The organism is Haloglomus halophilum (assembly GCF_024298885.1).
GTDB classification, from domain to species: Archaea; Halobacteriota; Halobacteria; order Halobacteriales; family Haloarculaceae; genus Haloglomus; species Haloglomus halophilum.
Map to the genome: position 1 here is coordinate 2,490,253 of NZ_CP101166.1, position 14,210 is coordinate 2,504,462.

General features: G+C 70.2%; 17 protein-coding genes and 1 tRNA gene. 10 read left to right on the top strand and 8 right to left on the bottom strand.

Features of this window, described 5'->3' with window-relative positions; all coding sequences use genetic code 11:
• Nucleotides 1-36: 36 nt before the first annotated feature.
• The 4 genes from NL114_RS12025 (at nt 37) to NL114_RS12035 (ending at nt 2,413) form a co-directional block, all read left to right on the top strand.
• Nucleotides 37-537, top strand: a complete 501-nt coding sequence (locus NL114_RS12025; protein WP_254821160.1) for a type IV pilin domain-containing protein — start codon at nt 37-39, stop codon at nt 535-537.
• A gap of 67 nt (nt 538-604) precedes the next feature.
• On the top strand, nt 605-730 hold the full coding sequence (locus tag NL114_RS21655; RefSeq protein ID WP_286666526.1) for a hypothetical protein: 126 nt from the start codon (nt 605-607) through the stop codon (nt 728-730).
• 110 nt (nt 731-840) lie between these two features.
• Nucleotides 841-914: transfer RNA gene (locus tag NL114_RS12030), tRNA-Phe, on the top strand.
• A gap of 542 nt (nt 915-1,456) precedes the next feature.
• The gene (locus NL114_RS12035) at nt 1,457-2,413 is read left to right on the top strand and encodes a hypothetical protein (protein WP_254821161.1); all 957 of its coding nucleotides are present in this window, start codon (nt 1,457-1,459) and stop codon (nt 2,411-2,413) included.
• Nucleotides 2,414-2,657: 244 nt separating this feature from the next.
• On the opposite strand, the gene NL114_RS12040 is transcribed toward NL114_RS12035, so the two are convergent.
• A complete protein-coding gene (locus tag NL114_RS12040; protein ID WP_254821162.1) occupies nt 2,658-3,659 on the bottom strand; it encodes a DUF7972 family membrane protein in 1,002 nt (333 codons plus the stop codon).
• Between the two features lie 199 nt (nt 3,660-3,858).
• On the opposite strand from NL114_RS12040, the gene NL114_RS21660 reads away from it, so the two are divergent.
• Together NL114_RS21660 and NL114_RS12045 are read left to right on the top strand one after the other, a co-directional pair.
• Nucleotides 3,859-3,984 (top strand): hypothetical protein, encoded by a 126-nt coding sequence (locus tag NL114_RS21660; RefSeq protein WP_286671071.1) that lies wholly within the window; start codon nt 3,859-3,861, stop codon nt 3,982-3,984.
• A 144-nt stretch (nt 3,985-4,128) separates the two neighbouring features.
• Nucleotides 4,129-5,040, top strand: a complete 912-nt coding sequence (locus NL114_RS12045) for a winged helix-turn-helix domain-containing protein (RefSeq protein ID WP_254821163.1) — start codon at nt 4,129-4,131, stop codon at nt 5,038-5,040.
• Nucleotide 5,041: 1 nt separating this feature from the next.
• On the opposite strand, the gene NL114_RS12050 is transcribed toward NL114_RS12045, so the two are convergent.
• Both NL114_RS12050 and NL114_RS12055 read right to left on the bottom strand, forming a co-directional pair.
• Nucleotides 5,042-5,791 (bottom strand): SDR family NAD(P)-dependent oxidoreductase, encoded by a 750-nt coding sequence (locus NL114_RS12050; protein ID WP_254821164.1) that lies wholly within the window; start codon nt 5,789-5,791, stop codon nt 5,042-5,044.
• A gap of 72 nt (nt 5,792-5,863) precedes the next feature.
• Nucleotides 5,864-6,382 carry a hypothetical protein gene (locus tag NL114_RS12055; protein WP_254821165.1) on the bottom strand — a complete coding sequence of 173 codons (519 nt, stop codon included), beginning with the start codon at nt 6,380-6,382 and terminating at the stop codon, nt 5,864-5,866.
• A 182-nt stretch (nt 6,383-6,564) separates the two neighbouring features.
• Between NL114_RS12055 and NL114_RS12060 the strand changes: the two genes are divergently transcribed.
• Entirely contained in the window at nt 6,565-6,759 is a 195-nt protein-coding gene (locus NL114_RS12060) for a cold-shock protein (protein WP_254821166.1), read from the top strand.
• A 109-nt stretch (nt 6,760-6,868) separates the two neighbouring features.
• Here NL114_RS12060 and NL114_RS12065 read toward each other — a convergent pair whose 3' ends face one another.
• The 3 genes from NL114_RS12065 to NL114_RS12075 form a co-directional block, all read right to left on the bottom strand.
• Nucleotides 6,869-7,690: a DUF7537 family lipoprotein gene (locus tag NL114_RS12065; protein WP_254821167.1), complete on the bottom strand. Its 822-nt coding sequence runs from the start codon at nt 7,688-7,690 to the stop codon at nt 6,869-6,871.
• 87 nt (nt 7,691-7,777) lie between these two features.
• Complete coding sequence (locus tag NL114_RS12070) at nt 7,778-8,977, bottom strand: glycosyltransferase family 2 protein (protein ID WP_254821168.1); 1,200 nt, start codon at nt 8,975-8,977, stop codon at nt 7,778-7,780.
• A 106-nt stretch (nt 8,978-9,083) separates the two neighbouring features.
• Nucleotides 9,084-9,821, bottom strand: a complete 738-nt coding sequence (locus NL114_RS12075; RefSeq protein WP_254824710.1) for a DUF429 domain-containing protein — start codon at nt 9,819-9,821, stop codon at nt 9,084-9,086.
• A gap of 155 nt (nt 9,822-9,976) precedes the next feature.
• Between NL114_RS12075 and NL114_RS12080 the strand changes: the two genes are divergently transcribed.
• Nucleotides 9,977-10,417, top strand: a complete 441-nt coding sequence (locus NL114_RS12080) for a hypothetical protein (protein ID WP_254821169.1) — start codon at nt 9,977-9,979, stop codon at nt 10,415-10,417.
• 15 nt (nt 10,418-10,432) lie between these two features.
• Here the strand turns inward: NL114_RS12080 and NL114_RS12085 are convergent, their stop codons facing one another.
• Both NL114_RS12085 and surE read right to left on the bottom strand, forming a co-directional pair.
• The gene (locus tag NL114_RS12085; protein ID WP_254821170.1) at nt 10,433-11,770 is read right to left on the bottom strand and encodes a condensation domain-containing protein; all 1,338 of its coding nucleotides are present in this window, start codon (nt 11,768-11,770) and stop codon (nt 10,433-10,435) included.
• 48 nt (nt 11,771-11,818) lie between these two features.
• A complete protein-coding gene (gene surE, locus NL114_RS12090; RefSeq protein WP_254821171.1) occupies nt 11,819-12,766 on the bottom strand; it encodes a 5'/3'-nucleotidase SurE in 948 nt (315 codons plus the stop codon).
• A 169-nt stretch (nt 12,767-12,935) separates the two neighbouring features.
• Here surE and NL114_RS12095 point away from each other — a divergent pair, with 169 nt between their 5' ends.
• Together NL114_RS12095 and NL114_RS12100 are read left to right on the top strand one after the other, a co-directional pair.
• Nucleotides 12,936-13,520, top strand: a complete 585-nt coding sequence (locus NL114_RS12095; protein WP_254821172.1) for a magnesium transporter — start codon at nt 12,936-12,938, stop codon at nt 13,518-13,520.
• Nucleotides 13,521-14,081: a magnesium transporter gene (locus NL114_RS12100; RefSeq protein WP_254821173.1), complete on the top strand. Its 561-nt coding sequence runs from the start codon at nt 13,521-13,523 to the stop codon at nt 14,079-14,081.
• Nucleotides 14,082-14,210: the final 129 nt, after the last annotated feature.

The window sequence follows — 14,210 nt, forward strand, 5'->3', positions numbered from 1 at the left end:
CTTTATCCGTGAAGCGCATCCGTCCGGACGAACGGAATGGACCAGCGTGCCGTCTCCCCGGTCATCGCGGTGGTGTTGATGGTCGCGATAGTGGTGGTGCTGGCCACCGCCGTCGGCGCGCTCGCGTTCTCGTTCGGCGACTCGACCCAGCCGCCCGAGCCGCGGATCCAGGTCTCGCACACCGTCACCGACGGCGGTGACCCGCTCATCGCCATCACGCACGAGGCCGGTGACTCCATCGCCGTGGATCAGCTGTACGTGACGGCGTCCACGCCCGTCGACATCGGGAGCGAGTCAGTGGCCGATGACAAGCACGCCAGCGAGCGCGAGGCGTTCGCGGAGTCCAGTAGCGGCAACCCGCCACAGGTCGATGTCGGTGACACCTGGGATGCGGGCGAAACGGTGTATCTCGACCCTGTCGGCGATGTCGAGGGGGTCACGGTCCGCATCAACTGGAACACCCAGCCGGTGCAGGATGTGAACCCGGGGCAGGTGGAAGGAGCGGACAGCTACGAACTGGTCGAGTTCACGGTCTGAGGGGCGCGCCACTCGTCCGGTACGGTGTCGGCACAAGGGGTTTGTCGAGGGCTCCCCAACGGCAGGTATGTCAAGTCAGGCTGGGTCGGACTGCCCGGAGTGTGGCGGACAGCTCGTCTCCGACGACGGGATGGAGTACACGTGTCGGGAGTGCGGGCGCACCTTCGACTCCGCGGACGTGTTCCTGCTGTAGGCGGCTGGCGTGGCGGCGGCTCGCCCGCTCCGGCGAGACCACGCGAGGGCAGCGCCGCCCACGGCGTTCCGACACCCTTTTGGTGGGAATCGTCCTTCGGTCGAATGCACGCCGCCTTAGCTCAGCCTGGGAGAGCACTCGACTGAAGATCGGGCTGTCCCCCGTTCAAATCGGGGAGGCGGCATATTTCGAGACGGTGAGCGTAGCGAACCGTCGAGAAAACGACGCCGAGCCGATTCGAGCCTGGAAGTCGCAGCGCCGAGCGGAGCGAAGTCTTCCTCCGTTCAAATCGGGGAGGCGGCATTCTACTGCTACACGCTTCTCGTTTGGAGAGCTTTCACGCTCGACTGAAGATCGGGCTGTCCCCCGTCCCCGCGAGCGAAGCGAGCGGGGGCTCGGAAGACGAGCGGAGCGAAGTCTTCCGGTGTTCAAATCGGGGAGGCGGCATATTTCGAGACGGTGAGCGTAGCGAACCGTCGAGAAAACGACGCCGAGCCGATCTGAGCCTGGAAGTCGCAGCGCCGAGCGGAGCGAAGTCTTCCTCCGTTCAAATCGGGGAGGCGGCATCTTCCTGCGGACCAGCGAGAGAGCGTAGTGACCGAGTCGTGAGCAGTGAACATACTCCCGACACGATCTGTGCCGAGGAGTCGCGGCCCCGCCCGGGGCGAGGCCGTTGTCGACGACCGGACCGTAATGCTTTCCCGTCGAATTCGGTGAATCGTCCTCGTGCAGAGACTGTTCCGGGTCGCGGGGTACGCCGCATTACTGGTCACTCCCGTGGCGTTGCTGGCGCGGTCCCTCCTCGTGAGTGGCGTCCCGGTTCAGACGCTCGGCCTCGGGAGCGGCGTCGTACTCGTCGGCAGCGTGGCTGCCGTGAGCGAACAGCGTGACATCTTCGACGGCGTCGAGTCACGCGCTGACCGCGCCGATATCGATACCGTCGTCGCCGTTACCGTTTCGGCGTCCGTCACGTACCTGCTTAGTGTCCACGCTGGCCTGGGGCCAGTCGTCGCAGCGGCCCTCGTCGGCGTCGTTGCTGGCCTGGGCTTGCCGGACCTCGACACCGCTGCGTACTGCGGGTCGTTCGTCGGGATGGCCTCACCGGCAGTGTTCACGTCCGTGGGACCCGTTGCCCTCGCGGGACTCATCGCCGGTATCGCATTCGTCGCCGCCAGCGGGACGTTCACCGGCTTCGGCGGCAAGCTCGGCACGCTCGCACTCTTCGGATGTCTGACAGCCGGGTTCCTCACCGGGGTACACTCCGATGTCGCACCGGTTCCCCACTGGGGCGATATCCTTCTCACCGTTCCGGTGGCCGTGGCTGGTGCTATCTCGACGGGCGTCCTGAGCGTCCGCTGGGGCCTCGGGGACGTACTCGGGTCGGCGCTGGTCGGCCTCGTGGCTGGGCTCTTGCTCCCGGTCGTCCTACCGGGCGTCGGCGGACGCGCGGCGACGGTCGCGTTCTGTGCGTCCTTCGTCGGCATGTCGTCGACTGACCGACTGGAGGGCGTGGTGGATGTCGGACTCGCCGGTGCGCTGTGCGGAATCGTCTTCGTTGCGGTCGCGCCCGCCTTCGTGGGCGCCGGCGGCAAACTCGGGACGACGGCCTTCGTCTCCTGTGTCACCCTCTTCGGCGCCGGAGAACTCTGGGCGTCGCGTGACACGCCAGCCCAGCGGAGGTAATCCGGTAGCACTCCATCCGCGACGCACTGGCGCGTGACAGCGGGTGGGCTCCCCCTCATCGAGCGGCGGGTCGGTTCTGACTCCACCGGCACACTCCTCACTGGCGGGCCAGCAGACGAACGTCCCGTGGGGAGTTCTCGGCCGCTCGTTCTGGACCTGGCTGTCGGGCGGCTCAGGGGCGGTCCAGTTTGGTGGCGTCGACGACCTCGCCAGCGGGACACTGTCCGCCCCGATTCTCGGAGCTTCAGGACCGCCCGATTCGCTCCTCGGGCGGGATGAACGACCCGACCGAGACCGTATACAGCGTCACGGTTGCGACCCGGAGCAGCGTCGAGACCAGCACCGCGACGGGCGAGAAGATGACGGCGGTGGCACCGACGACGACCCACGGGAGCCACGGTTCCGGCACCGTCGGTGGGATACCCGCTGGCGTGTAGACCTGCGCGAGGTAGTACGTCATCAGGAGCGCGGCGATGCCGGTGTAGATGAGCCGTCGCGAGAGGCTGGCGAGGTCCTGCTGGATGGCGAGCGTCTTGAAGAACTGGCGGATGATGGCGACGCCCTTCAGCAGTTCCATGATGGCGTCCACGTCGTCCTCGGCGGCCTCGGGCAGCCCGTCGTCGGTCGCCCGGCGCAGTCGCCGAACGTCGTCGATGCGGTTCGCGTACTCCGTGCCGAAGGTGAGCAACAGCACCTCGAACGTGCTCTCGGAGTCCTCGGCCTGTCCGAGATGGTGGGCGTACTCGACCAGGGCGCCCGTGAGTTCGTCCACCCGCTCGCGGAGGTCGTCCTCGAGGTCGTCGGTCCCGTCGATGGTACGTTCGAGGTCGGCCGCGCGCTCCTCGAGCGTGTCGGCCAGCAGCGCGAGGAAGGAACCGGGGTCGTTCGGGCTGGTATCGACGCCTGCCACGTCCTCGATGGTCCGGCGGAACTCCAGATTCCCCTCCAGTCGGTCGGTCAGGTCGGCCGGCGTCCCGAAGACCCGCGAGAGGATGAGCTGGTTGATGGACAGCGTGACCGTTACGACCGTCGCCAGCGCGCCGAGCATGCCGCTCGCCAGTACTGCCTGGAGGTTGCTCTCCGGCCCGACGTAGGTGACGCCGGCGAACACGGCCACGGCAGTCAGGGCGCCGACCGCGAACGAGATGAACAGGGCCAGTCGCGGGCGGCTCCCGGTCACCAGTGCCCAGCGCCGCACCCGTACTGCGGTCCCTGCCGACTCGTCGTCCGTCCGTGGTTCGGCCATTCGAGGTCTGCGGCGGGGTTCTCCCTCCAGGGACTCCAACCTGGGGGTTCACCCTCGGGGTCGTGTTGCTCCTCGTTGCCCGACTGCGTGTATTCCCCTGCCGCCCTGGGTGCCCGCCGTCGAGTTCGGCATGGAAACGACGGTTCGTCGGCGCCGGCCGCCACGGCATGTATCCGTCTCGAGGGGCAATCGTCCAGCAGTGAACGCATCAACCGTCGTGCTCGGCTTCGGCGCGTTCCTGTTCGTGCTCCCGATTCCCGGAACGTTCGTCTCCGGCGCACTGGTGCTGGCTGCCGGGCTCGTTGCGCGACAGCTCGGCGCATAACGCCCGTTTTCGACCTGCTCTGTCTCGGCATCGGTCGTGTCGCTCGACAGGGATGGGGCAGTTCCGACGCGAGGCGAAGACCCATCGGCAGGGATGTGTCGCCCCGACCAAAGCACTTAGCTGTCGGCCGCGGACGACCCTCATATGCCGGACGACGGATCGGTCGACAAGGAAGGGAACGCGGTCGACACGGAACCCGCGGACGCGTTCGCGCTCGTGGGCAACGAGACGCGTGCGGAGATTCTCCGGGTGCTGGGCGAGGACCCCTGGGAGGGGCTGTCGTTCTCCGAGCTCCGCTCGCGGGCCGCGCCCGACATGGACAGCGGGCAGTTCAACTACCACCTCCAGCAGCTGGTCGGGCAGTTCGTCCGGCACACCGACGACGGCTACGAGATGCGCCCGGCGGGGGCGACCCTCTACCGGACCGTCCGCGCGGGGACGTTCAACCGGCGGGCCAGCGTCGAGCCGTTCGACGCCGGCTTCGACTGCTACTTCTGCGGCGCGGGGGTCGAGGCCAGCTACGACGACGGGATGTTCGACCTGTCCTGTTCGGGCTGCAGCCACGTCTACTCCCGCACGATGGCGCCCCCCAGCGCCGTCGAGGGGGTCGACCCGGAGGACCTGCTCGCACGTATCGACCAGTACAACCGCCACAACATGCTGGCGTTCGCGCGCGGGGTCTGCCCCATCTGCGTGAACGGTCTCGACCGCGAGTTCATGCCCGGCGAGGAGGCCTGGACCGAAGGTGCCGAACGGTTCGATGTCTTCGTCCGTCACACCTGCGACCACTGTGGCAACACCCACTACATGACGGTCGGACTGTCGCTGCTGTATCGGCCGTCGCTGGTCTGTTTCTTCTCCGAGCGGGGGCTGGACGTGACCGACGTTCCCCACTGGGAGCTCCCGTTCGTCATGACCGACCGGGACCTCACCGTCCGGTCCGACGACCCCTGGGAGGTGGCCTTCGAGACGACGTACGACGACGACCGGCTGGCACTCGTCGTCGACGAGGACCTGACGTTCGTCGAGGAGCCGGCCGTCACCGTGGCCGAGTGAATCACCGCTGATCGGTCGGCCGCACCAGCAGTTCGTTGATGCTGACGTGGCGTGGCTGGCCGACGGCGTACAGGACGGCGGCGGCGATGTCGTCGGGGTGGAGGGCGTCCATCGACTCGACCCACCCCTCGATGCGGTCCTTGACCTCGTCGTCGGGGATATGCTCCTGCAGTTCGGTGTCCACGGCGCCCGGTTCGACGATGGTCGTCCGGACGCCGTTCTCGGTCTCCTCCTTGCGGAGCGCGTCGGTGAACCCGTTGACGCCCCACTTGGTCGCGTTGTAGCCCGCGGCGGTCTGACTGGTGGTGCGCCCGGCGACCGAGGAGACCTGCACGAGGTCTCCGCCGCCGCGCAGATGCGGCAGCGCGGCCTTGCTGGCGTTCATGAGGCCGAGCAGGTTCACCTCCACCATCGTCCGCCAGTCCTCCGGGTCCGCGTCGGCCACCTTCTGGAGCAACATCACGCCAGCGTTGTTGACGAGTACGTCGAGGTCGCCGAACGCGTCGACCGTCTCGGCCACGAGGTCGTCGACGGCGTCGCGGTCGGTTACGTCCGTCGGGACGACCAGCGCCTCGCCGGGTCCGTCGTCGATGTCGGCGGCGAGCGACTCCAGGCGGTCAGCGCGCCGAGCGGCCAGCGCCACCGACAGTCCCTCGTCGGCCAGTGCCCGCGCGGTCGCCGCCCCGATACCGGAGGAGGCACCGGTCACGATGGCCACCTCGCCGTCCATGTCGCGTGTGAGCGAACGCATGGACGACGCGAGGGGTGGCTGGCGTATGAAGCTACGTCCGTCGGCGGAGGTGTTCGTGTCCCCGTCGGTCGGTCAGTACCGCACCACCGCGTCGATGATGCCGGCCGTCTGCCCGACGCCGACGAGGACGAGGCCGGCGACGAGCGCGCGCTGGCCGCCGGCACCGAACAGGCCGCCGAAGTAGACGAGTGCGCCGCCCAGACAGAGGCCCCCTGCCGCGAGGTAGACGCTCCGGGGGCCGTCGTCGGCCATCTCCCGGCCAGTCTCGACGAGCGCCGCGCCCGGGAGCAGCATCCAGCCGCCGACGGTGAGCGGGAGGAAGACCCGCCCGAGGACGGGCACGACCAGCCCGAGTAGCCCGGCCGTCGTGACCGGGACCCCGGCGGCGACGACCAGCCACCAGACCGAGAGGAGTCCCTCGCGCATCTCGCCGTACGAGAGCGCCGCGAACGCGACCAGCAGGACGGTCATCACGACGTGGGCGACGAGTAGCGTCCGCGTCGCCACGAGGCCGACATGGGCACCGATGACGACCGCCCACGCCGCCGGAACCAGCACCGCCGGACCGTTCGCGCGGAGCCTGCGGAACACGGGCGGTGGTTCGACCTCCGACCGCATCAATCCGCCTGCTCGGTCCGTGGCCCGCCGCCCGCCACCGATTCTCCCGTGCCGTCGTCTTCCGCCCCGCGATTGCTGCTCCGCCGCGTGAGAGCCCGTCTCGTGGGGTAGCCCATCCCGGAAGGGTTATACGTCCCACTCTCCCCGGTGGCTGTATGGCAACTGGCAAAGTTGATTTCTTCAACGACACCGGCGGCTACGGTTTCATCGAGACGGAAGACGCAGACGACGACGTGTTCGTCCACATGGACGACGTCGAGGGTCCGGACCTGGAGGAGGGTGAGGAGCTCGAGTTCGACATCGTCGAGACGGACAAGGGTCCCCGCGCCCAGAACCCGCGCCGCGTCTGAAGCTGGACGACTCGGCCGCACCGTAGTTACACCTTCTTCGTATTTCACCCGCGCCAGCGGCGGCACCGGGATACGTGTCGGTCGGCCGAGAGCGTCGCGCTCGTCGGTTTCAGTTGGCCGACGCCTTCGCCTCGGACAGCCACGCCGGTTCGTCGACGCTCGTCGAGCCGACGGCGGTGATGCTGTACACGGCCTCGTAGCTCACCGTCCGGCCGTCGGCGGTCCGCCCGGTCCAGCCCCACGTCTCCTGCCGGGCCAGTCCGTTCCCGTCGACGAGGACGGCGTAGGTCCAGTCGACCTCCTCCAGCTGGTCCGGATCGGAGACCGTCCCTGCACCGCCGCCGCCCCCCATCGCGAACCAGGGGACGGTGGCGCTCTCGTCCAGTTCGTACCGCGTGACGCCGACGCCGTCGAACCGCTCCTGCCCGCGGTCGATCAGTCCGTCGGTGTCCGCCGCGGCGTAGAGGCCCCCGTACGCGAGGCTGCTGGCCACGAGGTCGGTGTCGCCGGCGCCGCTGGTGTAGAACGCGTCTTCACCACTGCCGTAGCGGGTGTAGGTGACGCCGTCGGCGTGGAACTGCTGCCAGCCCTCCGTGTCGTCACCGTCGCTGGACGCCCAGTTCGTCACCGAGCGCCCCGCCTCGAGGTCGACCGTGTGGGTGACGTCGAACGCGCCGCTCTCCCCGTCGAGGCCGGTCGCGCTCCAGCGCCAGGTCGCCGTGAAACTCCCCGCCTCCCGGAGCACCTGCTCGCGGTCCGTCGTCGCGAAGCCGTCGGTGCCGGTCCCGTCACCGCCGTCGCTCCCGCCGGCGCCGTCGGTTCCCCCGTCACCGCTCCCGCCGCCGGGACCGGCGGGACTGCTCCCGTCCGTGCAGCCGGCGAGCAACACGAGCACCGCGACGACCAGGACGGCCGCTTTCCTCGCTGTCATGCGTCAGGTACGCTATTCCCGGATATGAATCTATCCCGCGGCCGTTGAACGAACCCCGCCAGCGACGAAGAGAACCGCGGCGCCGCGTCACTTCTCGGGTCCGACCTTCTCCGTGACGCGGAACCCCTCGGGCGGTGCGAGGACCCCCGCGATGGTTCCCATCGAGTGGACGACGGTGACGAGCGGTGCCAGCGGCACCGCGAGGGCCCACGTCAGCGAACTGCCGCCGTAGTAGACCGCGCCGCGGACGAACCAGAACGCGGTGGCGCCGGCCAGACCCAGCGAGACCAGCAGGAACAGCCCACCGTACGCGACCGAGACGCCCAGCACCGCCAGCGGCACCGCGACCAGCGTCACGACCGGCGAGAGCGCCCACGCGTAGTTTCGGACCCGGGTGAGCGCCTCGTACCGGGCGGGCAGCATCGAGGCGGCCTGCAGGTTGCCGGCCGCCCAGCGCCGGCGCTGCTGCATGATCTCGTACAGCGACGGCGGCGCTTCGTTGCGGCAGGTCGCCTGCCCCAGCGCGAACGTCGGGTCGGCCTCGCGGAACGCCGCCCAGACGAAGGCGGTGTCCTCGACGATGGTCTCGCGGTTCCACGTCACCTGGTCCTCGAGGTCGGCACGGACCGCGATACCGCCACCCCACGCGAACAGCGGGATGTCGAGCCGCGCGAACGCGCGCTGCTCGATCTGGACGCCCATCCGGTAGATGTCCGCCATGTAGGGGAGGATTCCCCCGCTCCGGCGCGGTTTCTCGCGGAGCTGGACCACGTCGGCGTCCGGGAGCCCCTCGAACGACTCCACGACGCTGTCCTCGTCGAGGTAGGCGACGAACTCGCGGTCGTGGTCGACGTTGCGGCGGGCCCACTCGATGGCGCGGCCCTTCCGGACGGCCTCGCAGTCGAACCCGTCGGGGACGACGTGGACCGTCGCACCCGCCACGTCGATGGGCGCCTCCGCGACGACGTGGATGTCGTCGAACCGGTCGGGGAGCGAGTCGACGGTGGCCTGCACCACGTCCTCGGCGTCGATGGTCAGAACCCGGACGTGGACCTCCTCGGGGCCGTACTCGACCTCGGGCGGCTCGTAGCCCGCCCCGACGACGTAGGTGAGGACGACCCAGACGAGAGCCGTTCCGCCGAAGAGGACCGTCGTGGTCCAGAGCGTCGCGTCGAGGAGCGTCCACCCCGGAGCCACGCCGGGCAGTGCCAGCGGTGTGAGTGCCGCAGTCGCCGCGAGCAGGAGCGCCCCGGCGACCGCGACCAGCGAGTAGCGTTCGGCGTTCATGTCACTCGTGTCGAGTCGCCGAACACACTTCAACCGGGAACGCCGTTCGGGCGGTTCGGGGCCGTTCACGGGGGATGAACGGTCTGAACGGTCGACCGTCGGGGGCCTACAGCGGCTCCCCGGCCCGGTAGTGGATGGCCATCGGAAGCCCCTCGGCGTCGGTCGGGGGCTCGGGCGGGAGCGTGCGCAACGTCGACCGACCGGGGCGGGCGGTGTAGGCCAGCGCCACCGCGTCGAGCACGTCGTGGACGGTGACGCGGGCGTCGCCGGCGGCCTCGGCGGCCGACTGGACCGCGGGTGGGGCGTCGTGGTCGAACTCGGCGAGCGCGCGCATCCGCTCGGCGTAGCCGCCGGCCGTCGAACGCGCGTGTACGGGCGCCTCGCCGGCGAACGCGGTGAAACAGACCTCCGGGTGGGACTCGGCCACGATGTCGCGGGCCTCGGGGACCTCGCTCAGGAGGTCGTCGAGCGCGGCGGCGGCGTCGGCCAGCTCGAAGGCGCGCTCGGCCAGCTCCCGGCCCGTCACGCGCTCGTGGACGCGCGCCGCGGCCGGGTAGCGACGCTTGCGCGCGGCCTCGCGAACGGGCGGGTCGACCACCACGTGTCCCCGCTCGCCGAGCACCTCGCGGGCCAGTTCGTCGCACCTGCGGGGGCTCCCGTCGCTCCCGACGGAGCCGATGGGCGCGCCGACGAGGATGCGGGCGGCCGTCTCCTCGTAGTGGGTCCAGCAGGCGCCGATGCCCTCGTGGGCGCCGGCCTCGGCGAGCCCGTCGCCGTCGAACGCGGCCGCGAACCAGCCCTCACCGTCGCTGGGCACCGCCCCGACGTACAGCGACCCACCCACGGACATGCCTCCGGTTCGGGGGTCGGCCGAGGAAAACCCTCCGGCGCCGTCGGTCAGGCGTCCGACGCGCCCGGTCGCGTGTCGCTGTCGAGGTGGGCGTGTGCCGGCTGTCTGACGCGGTTTGATATACTGTGACACGAAAGCTTGGGGTCGTCATGTCGACCCGACGGGGACCACCCGAGCCGCTCGTGGCCGGCTACAGCGGGCCGCTCGGCCGGCGGCTCCTCCGTGTCCGGCGGGGCTGCCGCCACGCGCGTGACTCCTGCCGAGCGGTGCTCCGCCGCCGCATCGGCTCGACCCGCACGTTCCCGCTGGACCCCTCGGACATGCGCCTCGCCTACGGCTACCGGCAGGTCCTCCTCACCGTGCTGGTGGTGGCCGTGCTGTCGGGGCTCGGGATGCGCCTGTTCGCGACGGAGCTGTTCCGGACGCTCGTCTCCCGTGACCTGCTGCTGGTCGTCGGGTTCAACGCCAGCATCAGCGCGGGTGGCGTCCTCGCGGGGCTCGCCGCCCGGCGCTACTGGCGGTGGTCCCGCCGGGCGTCGGTCAGGTTCACGGCGCTCGTCCGGGCGACATCGGAGACCCGACGGCTCTGAGCCGAGCGACCGTCCCTACTCGGCCGTCATCGTGGCCAGCTCCTCGACGAGCCACTCGATACGGTCCGCGTACGTCTGCATGAACCGGTCGGCGCCATCCGAATCGAACTGCGTCCGGAGGTAGCGCCCGAAGATCCGCACCTGCCCGTCCAGCGACGCCACCCCCAGCCCGACCGGAGACCCCCGCCACGACGGCGGGGTGAAGAACGGCCGCTCCTCGGTGTCCGGCCCCACCGAAGGGTACGTCGGGATGTTCCCGAGGTTGGTGAGGATGATGGTGTCGGTCAGGCGCATCCCCGGGCCCCGGAGGAGTTCGGGGAGCTCCTGGCGGACCCCGATGGGGAGCTCGTCGGGGAGCAGCGCGAGCGCCTTGTAGAGCGCGGCGGCGCGGTCGCGCTCCTTGATGCGGGTCGTCTGGAAGGAGACGTGGTCGAGGAGGTCCGCGGCGTCGCGGCGGTCGCCCCGGCCGCTCCGGACCGACTCGAACATCGAGTACATCGCCATCACCTGGTGGAACCACTCCTTCGGCCGGAGGTTGACCGGCATCATCACGCTCAGCCGGCCGGTCACCTTCCCGTGGGCGTCGTTCCAGTCGGCCATCGCGAGGTGAAGTGCCGACAGCAGCACGTCGTTGACGGAGATGTCCTCCGGGCGGTCGCGGACGAGGCGAGTTGTCAGCTCCTGGCTCAGGTCGTACCGGGCGTATCCCCACCCGTCCACGTCGCGGCCGCCGTCCGTCGCGAGGCTCGTGGGGCGCGTGATGGATTCGCGGGCGCGTCGGGCCAGCGAGTCCATCGCCTGCACCGCGTCGGCGATGCGGCTCGGCTCGATATCCTGGAGGAACGACCGTGACTCCTGCAGCGTGACGGGGTCACGCATCGGCTCGTTGCCCTTGTACGCCTGCCAGACCGCCTGTGAGTACCGGAGCGTGCCCAGCCCGTCACCCGCGACGTGGCTGACCGACTGGAGGACCCGGTCACCGCCGTCGATGCCGTCGCCGCGGTAGATGCAGATGCGGACCGGCGGCTCCTCGGTCAGGTCGAAGCGCTCCCCGTAGATGCGGTTCCGGACGGCCTCGAGTGCCGTCTCGTCGCTGTCCACCTCGATGATGTCGAGCGGCTCCGGGTCGTCCGGGATGACCCACTCGTATCGGGTGTCGGTGAGGCTGGACGGGCGGCGGCGGGCGCTCGCGAGCGGGTGGTACTCCATCGCCGTGGCGGTCGCCTCCCGGAGCCGCGGGATGTCGACGGTCCCCGTCGACTCGATCTCCCCCTGCATGTTCCACGGCTCGAACGTCCGGTCCATGTGATGGGTCATCTCCTCCAGCGGGGTGAATGGGAGCGTCTCTGTCATGGATACGCGACCCTGCCGGCGCGGGTGGGTTAAGTGTGGCTCCGCGTCTCAGCTGTCGAGACCATCCCCGCCGAAGCGCCAGCCGTCGGTCAGCGCGTCGAGCGCCTCGTGATGGCTGACACCGTGCGGGGCCGTCAGCGGCGTCACCGACACGTCGCCGGCGAGGATGGCGTGGCGGTCCGATTCCTCGGGGTACTGCGCGGGGTCGTGTGCGGGGAGGTGGGGCGGGTTGTCCAGGCCGAGGTCCGCCTCGACACCGGCGGAGGCCCAGAACGTGTTGTTGAACGTGATGGTGTCGCCGTCGCGCTCGATGCGGGTGTCGTAGTCGGTCAGCGGACTCGTGACGCGCATCTCGACGCCGGACTGGGGGGCGATGGCGGGCGCGTTCACGTTGAGGAATCCGACGCGCTCGCCCGCCCGCTCGCTCGTGGCCTTGCGTCCGGCGGCCGCACCGAACCCCTCAAAGCCGTCGAAGACGGCCGTTTCCAGCGCGCCCGTGACGAGGTGGCGGGTCGCGGCCGCGGGCAGGGCGTAGTCCTCCGGGTCGTCCGGGTCCGGGAGGAAGCCGGTCGGGTCGTACGCGGAGACGGCGATGGCGGGTGTCCCGAGGAAGGCGGCCTCGACCGCGGCCGCGACGGTCCCCGAGTGGCCGAGGATGTACGCGTCGAAGTTCGGCCCGACGTTGCACCCGGAGACGACGAGGTCCGGGCGGTCCTCCAGCCCGCGCAGGCCGAACGCGGTGCAGTCCGCCGGCGTCCCGTCGACCGCGTACGTGTCGTCGTCGCGGCGGGTCACCTCGACGGTGTCCGAGCGCGCGCGGCCGACGCCGCTGTGGTCCGTCGTCGGGGCGGCGACCGTCACCCGTGCCTGCTCGGCGAGCGCCGTCCGGAGGGCTTCGAGGCCGGGGCTGTCGATGCCGTCGTCGTTCGTGAGGAGGACGTGCGGGCGCTCGTCGGCGTCGGCGGGCCCGTCGGCCTCGCGGGGGTTCGCGTCCACGGCGGAGACCCGAACGGAGCGGTATTGAACCCGCCGGCTACGCAGCGCCGCCGGCCACCGGTGTGGGTCCCCCGTCGCCGGGGGGTGTCTCGCCGCCACCATGTCGCGCTGTCTCGGCGGGTCGGCGTGGCGCCCGGCTTGAAGTGGGGCGCCCCCGACGGCTCCAACGATGGGTGTGCGCGAGGTGGCCGGCGAGGCGTATCGTGAGGCGCTGCCGGCGCTCGCCGCGTCGGCCGTCGGCGGGCTCCTCGCCGGCCTCGTCCTCGGCGGGATGCGTGCGGACCTCGGGAACGTCGACGGCCTGCTGGTCCTCATCCCCGCGCTGCTCGCGACTCGCGGGAACGTCTACGGCTCGCTGGGCGCCCGCATCGCCACCGGCCTCCACCAGGGGCTCGTCGAGCCTCGTGTGGCCGCGGGCGACGAGCGGCTGCGGGCGGCCGTCGCTGCCGCCGTCGGGAACGGCCTGCTCGCGAGCCTGTTCGCCGCGACCGTCGCCTTCCTCGTCCTGACGCTGCTCGGGGGGTCGCCCGCGCCGCTGCCGGTCCTCGTGGGCATCGCGCTCATCTCGGGGCTGCTCTCGGGTATCGCGCTCTCGACCGTCGTCGTGGTCGTCGTCTTCGCCGGCTACCGCCGCGGCCGCGACCCCGACACGCTCGTCGGGCCCATCGTCACGACCGCGGGCGACGTGTTCGGGCTGACCTTCCTGCTGCTGGCGGTCCGCATCGTGGTGGGCGCACCCGGAGGTGGGGTGTAGATGCCCACCGAGTGGACGGTCCGGGCCATCACCCGTGCCACGCTCCCGGTCCTGCTGGGGCTCACCCTCGTCGAACTCGTCAGCGGCCTCGTCCTGGGGTCGTTCGAGTCGACGCTCCTCCGGTACCCCTCGCTGCTGGTTCTCGTCCCCGTCACCATCGGGACCGCCGGGAACCTCGGGAGCGTGCTCGCCTCGCGGCTCTCGACGGCGTTCCATCTCGGGACGCTCTCGTTCGCCCCGGACGACGACCGACTCGCCGGGAACGCGCTCGCGACCGTCCTGCTGGCGCTGACCCTGTTCCCGTTCGTCGGCGGCGGCGCGTGGCTCCTCCAGTCACTCGTCGGGGGCACCCGGCTGGCACTCTCACGGGTCGTTCTGGTGGCGCTCGTCAGCGGTGCGGCCCTCGCTGCTCTCGCGGTCCTCGTGACCCTCGTCGCGACCTACGTCGCCTACCGCCAGGGTCTGGACCCCGACGACGTGGTCATCCCCGTCGTCACGAACGTCTGCGACGTGCTGGGCGTCGTCGTGCTGTTCCTCGCCGTCGTGTTGCTGGTCCCGTAGTGGAGACCACGTCGATATCAGCATAGTGGATGCTGCGTAGGTATCGGTGGACGATGCGGATATATCGAACGTATATTAGATGTATTCGAATACTATCTATTATGCGGGGGATAGCGGAGATATGAGTGC

What these genes read in the sequence shown, in the direction of transcription:
- NL114_RS12025 (WP_254821160.1), top strand. Translation starts at nt 37, where the DNA reads ATGGACCAGCGTGCCGTCTCCCCGGTCATCGCGGTGGTGTTGATGGTC.
- NL114_RS21655 (WP_286666526.1), top strand. Translation starts at nt 605, where the DNA reads ATGTCAAGTCAGGCTGGGTCGGACTGCCCGGAGTGTGGCGGACAGCTC.
- NL114_RS12040 (WP_254821162.1), bottom strand. Translation starts at nt 3,659, where the DNA reads ATGGCCGAACCACGGACGGACGACGAGTCGGCAGGGACCGCAGTACGG.
- NL114_RS12045 (WP_254821163.1), top strand. Translation starts at nt 4,129, where the DNA reads ATGCCGGACGACGGATCGGTCGACAAGGAAGGGAACGCGGTCGACACG.
- NL114_RS12050 (WP_254821164.1), bottom strand. Translation starts at nt 5,791, where the DNA reads ATGCGTTCGCTCACACGCGACATGGACGGCGAGGTGGCCATCGTGACC.
- NL114_RS12060 (WP_254821166.1), top strand. Translation starts at nt 6,565, where the DNA reads ATGGCAACTGGCAAAGTTGATTTCTTCAACGACACCGGCGGCTACGGT.
- NL114_RS12065 (WP_254821167.1), bottom strand. Translation starts at nt 7,690, where the DNA reads ATGACAGCGAGGAAAGCGGCCGTCCTGGTCGTCGCGGTGCTCGTGTTG.
- NL114_RS12070 (WP_254821168.1), bottom strand. Translation starts at nt 8,977, where the DNA reads ATGAACGCCGAACGCTACTCGCTGGTCGCGGTCGCCGGGGCGCTCCTG.
- NL114_RS12080 (WP_254821169.1), top strand. Translation starts at nt 9,977, where the DNA reads ATGTCGACCCGACGGGGACCACCCGAGCCGCTCGTGGCCGGCTACAGC.
- NL114_RS12085 (WP_254821170.1), bottom strand. Translation starts at nt 11,770, where the DNA reads ATGACAGAGACGCTCCCATTCACCCCGCTGGAGGAGATGACCCATCAC.
- NL114_RS12095 (WP_254821172.1), top strand. Translation starts at nt 12,936, where the DNA reads ATGGGTGTGCGCGAGGTGGCCGGCGAGGCGTATCGTGAGGCGCTGCCG.
- NL114_RS12100 (WP_254821173.1), top strand. Translation starts at nt 13,521, where the DNA reads ATGCCCACCGAGTGGACGGTCCGGGCCATCACCCGTGCCACGCTCCCG.